The organism is Qipengyuania flava (genome assembly GCF_011762005.1).
GTDB classification, from domain to species: domain Bacteria; phylum Pseudomonadota; class Alphaproteobacteria; order Sphingomonadales; family Sphingomonadaceae; genus Qipengyuania; species Qipengyuania flava.
Genome location: NZ_JAASQU010000005.1, coordinates 1 through 3,788, shown reverse-complemented (window position 1 = coordinate 3,788; position 3,788 = coordinate 1). Strand labels below are relative to the sequence as shown.

Annotated in this window: 3 tRNA genes and 2 rRNA genes; all 5 read left to right on the top strand. The window is 54.8% G+C overall.

From position 1 onward, the window contains the following. Positions 1-5: 5 nt before the first annotated feature. Positions 6-82: transfer RNA gene (locus FHS69_RS13760), tRNA-Ile, on the top strand. Positions 83-95: 13 nt separating this feature from the next. Further along, positions 96-171: transfer RNA gene (locus FHS69_RS13755), tRNA-Ala, on the top strand. Between the two features lie 271 nt (positions 172-442). Further along, positions 443-3,234 (top strand): 23S ribosomal RNA (locus FHS69_RS13750). A gap of 117 nt (positions 3,235-3,351) precedes the next feature. Next, positions 3,352-3,466 (top strand): 5S ribosomal RNA (rrf, locus tag FHS69_RS13745). A 240-nt stretch (positions 3,467-3,706) separates the two neighbouring features. Beyond that, positions 3,707-3,783, top strand: a tRNA-Met gene (locus FHS69_RS13740). Positions 3,784-3,788 lie beyond the last annotated feature (5 nt).

The following is a 3,788-nucleotide window of genomic DNA, read 5'->3' as shown; positions in this document are numbered from 1 at the left end:
CGTAAAGGCCCGTAGCTCAGTTGGTTAGAGCGCACCCCTGATAAGGGTGAGGTCGGTGGTTCAAATCCACTCGGGCCTACCATTTGCCTGGATACGGGGCCTTAGCTCAGCTGGGAGAGCACCTGCTTTGCAAGCAGGGGGTCATCGGTTCGATCCCGATAGGCTCCACCAGGCACTGACTGATCCGATTGTATGAAACGAGAGCGGATCTCGCGGTTTGACGCGAGTAGGCGATTTCGGTCGCCGTCTTTGACATTGTGAATGGGTTTTTAAATCGATGCCGTGGCGCATGGATTGTTGTGGTTGGCCTTCGGGCCGATCGGAGCGATCGATGCATCACAAACAAGATCAATCAAATTGATTTATCTGGCTGAGATATTCCTCCGCACTATCGTGTGGCGGCAGACTTTTATGCAGGTCTGTCGTTGATGGTGTGGATTCTCAAGCGTGAGGTAAGAGCATTTGGTGGATGCCTTGGCATGTGCAGGCGATGAAGGACGTGGCACGCTGCGATAAGCGTCGGGGAGATGTGAGCAATCTTTGATCCGGCGATTTCCGAATGGGGAAACCCACCCTCACCATTTCCTTTCGATCGACCTTCGGGTGGATCGGAAAGAGGTGGATAGGGTATCACCAGACTGAATATATAGGTTTGGTGAAGCGAACCCGGGGAACTGAAACATCTCAGTACCCGGAGGAAAAGACATCAACAGAGATTCCCGTAGTAGTGGCGAGCGAACCGGGACCAGGCCAGTGCCTTCATTTCAACTAGCAAAACACTTTGGAAAGAGTGGCCATAGCGGGTGACAGCCCCGTATGCGAAAGTGATGATGAAGGACTCGAGTAGGGCGGGACACGTGAAATCCTGTCTGAACATGGGGGGACCACCCTCCAAGCCTAAATACTCGCACATGACCGATAGCGAACACAGTACCGTGAGGGAAAGGTGAAAAGCACCCCGATTAGGGGAGTGAAACAGTACCTGAAACCGGATGCTTACAAGCAGTTGGAGCCCCATAGGGGGTGACAGCGTACCTCTTGCATAATGGGTCAGTGACTTAATCTACCATGCAAGCTTAAGCCGTTAGGTGTAGGCGCAGCGAAAGCGAGTCTGAATAGGGCGACTGAGTATGATGGATTAGACCCGAACCCCGGCGATCTAGGCATGGCCAGGTTGAAGGTGCGGTAACACGCACTGGAGGACCGAACCGGTGAATGTTGAAAAATTCTCGGATGAGCTGTGTTTAGGGGTGAAAGGCCAATCAAGCCGGGAAATAGCTGGTTCTCCGCGAAATCTATTGAGGTAGAGCGTCGGATGTATGCCGATGGGGGTAGAGCACTGGATGGGCTAGGGCTGCGCGAGCGGTACCAAACCTAACCAAACTCCGAATACCATCGAGTCTTATCCGGCAGACAGACGGCGGGTGCTAAGGTCCGTCGTCAAAAGGGAAACAGCCCTAACCTACAGCTAAGGTCCCCAAGTCATATCTAAGTGGGAAAGCATGTGGGAATCCCAAAACAACCAGGAGGTTGGCTTAGAAGCAGCCATCCTTTAAAGAAAGCGTAACAGCTCACTGGTCTAAACAAGGGTTCCTGCGGCGAAGATGTAACGGGGCTAAAGATATGCACCGAAGCTTAGGGTTCAGACATTAGTCTGAGCGGTAGCGGAGCGTTCCGTAAGCGAGTGAAGGCGAAGGGTAACCGACGCTGGACGTATCGGAAGTGCGAATGCTGACATGAGTAGCGACAAAGAGGGTGAGATGCCCTCTCGCCGAAAGACCAAGGGTTCCTGCGCAACGCTAATCGGCGCAGGGTTAGCCGGCCCCTAAGACGAGCCCGAAGGGGGTAGTCGATGGGAACCACGTAAATATTCGTGGGCCTGGAGATGTGTGACGGATCGTGGAAGTTGTTCGACCTTATTGGATTGGTCGGGCAGCCAAGCGGTTCCAGGAAATAGCCTCTCCGTATAGACCGTACCCGAAACCGACACAGGTGGTCAGGTAGAGTATACCAAGGCGCTTGAGAGAAGTATCCTGAAGGAACTCGGCAAATTGCCTCCGTACCTTCGGAAGAAGGAGGCCCCATATCGACGCAAGTCTTTGTGGGGGGCACAGGCCAGGGGGTAGCGACTGTTTAGCAAAAACACAGCACTCTGCTAAGTCGGCTTCAAGACGACGTATAGGGTGTGACGCCTGCCCGGTGCTCGAAGGTTAAGAGGAGGAGTGCAAGCTCCGAATTGAAGCCCGAGTAAACGGCGGCCGTAACTATAACGGTCCTAAGGTAGCGAAATTCCTTGTCGGGTAAGTTCCGACCTGCACGAATGGCGTAACGACTTCCCCACTGTCTCCAGGATATGCTCAGCGAAATTGAATTCTCCGTGAAGATGCGGAGTACCCGCGGTTAGACGGAAAGACCCCGTGCACCTTTACTGCAGCTTCAGAGTGGCATTAGGAAATTACTGTGTAGCATAGGTGGGAGGCTTTGAAGCGACGGCGCCAGCTGTCGTGGAGCCATAGGTGAAATACCACCCTGTGATTTTCTGATGTCTAACCACGCACCGTTATCCGGTGTTGGGACCCTCTGTGGCGGGTAGTTTGACTGGGGCGGTCGCCTCCTAAAGAGTAACGGAGGCGCGCGATGGTAGGCTCAGGACGGTTGGAAACCGTCTGCAAGAGTGCAATGGCATAAGCCTGCCTGACTGCGAGACTGACGAGTCGAGCAGAGACGAAAGTCGGTCATAGTGATCCGGTGGTCCCTCGTGGAAGGGCCATCGCTCAACGGATAAAAGGTACGCCGGGGATAACAGGCTGATGATTCCCAAGAGCTCATATCGACGGAATCGTTTGGCACCTCGATGTCGGCTCATCACATCCTGGGGCTGGAGCAGGTCCCAAGGGTTTGGCTGTTCGCCAATTAAAGTGGTACGTGAGCTGGGTTCAGAACGTCGCGAGACAGTTTGGTCCCTATCTGCCGTGGGCGTCGATTGTTGAAAGGAGTTGCCCCTAGTACGAGAGGACCGGGGTGAACGTACCTCTGGTGTACCTGTCATCCTGCCAAGGGTGCCGCAGGGTAGCTATGTACGGACGGGATAACCGCTGAAAGCATCTAAGCGGGAAGCCTCCCTTGAGATAAGCAATCTTCGAACCGTCATAGACCATGACGTTGATAGGCCGGGTGTGGAAGCGCAGTAATGTGTGGAGCTAACCGGTCCTAATAGTTCTTTTCGCGCTTGTAGGATCCATACCATCAACGACAGCCCTGTGCTGTCCGCGATGAGGAGGAAACTCCAGCCGGATAAAGCCCTCGAAAGCTCAACAGCATCGATTTAAACCCTGACCGCCCGCTCTATTGCTTGGTGGCTATAGCGTCCGTGACCCACCCGATCCCATCTCGAACTCGGCCGTGAAACCGGACAGCGCCGATGGTACTAGTGCTCAAGCACTGGAAGAGTAGGTCGTCGCCAGGCATTAAAGCAGGCGGTCAAGGTCGGATCCCCTCGAAGTACAACTTCGATGGGCTCCGTATAAACCCATTCACAAGTCGAAGGGCTGACCCGATAAGGGCGGCCCTTTTGGCGTCTCTCGAGACGTCGCGCCAAACCGAGCCCGGAAGGGCGAGGCAAGGCCGCCCGGCCGCCCGAGCTCATGCGAGGAAAGCCAAGACTGCGGATGCAGTCGCCGGCGCCTGAGGCGCAACAAAAAGGTGCCGCGGGGTGGAGCAGTCCGGTAGCTCGTCAGGCTCATAACCTGAAGGTCGTTGGTTCAAATCCAACCCCCGCAACCACCGCT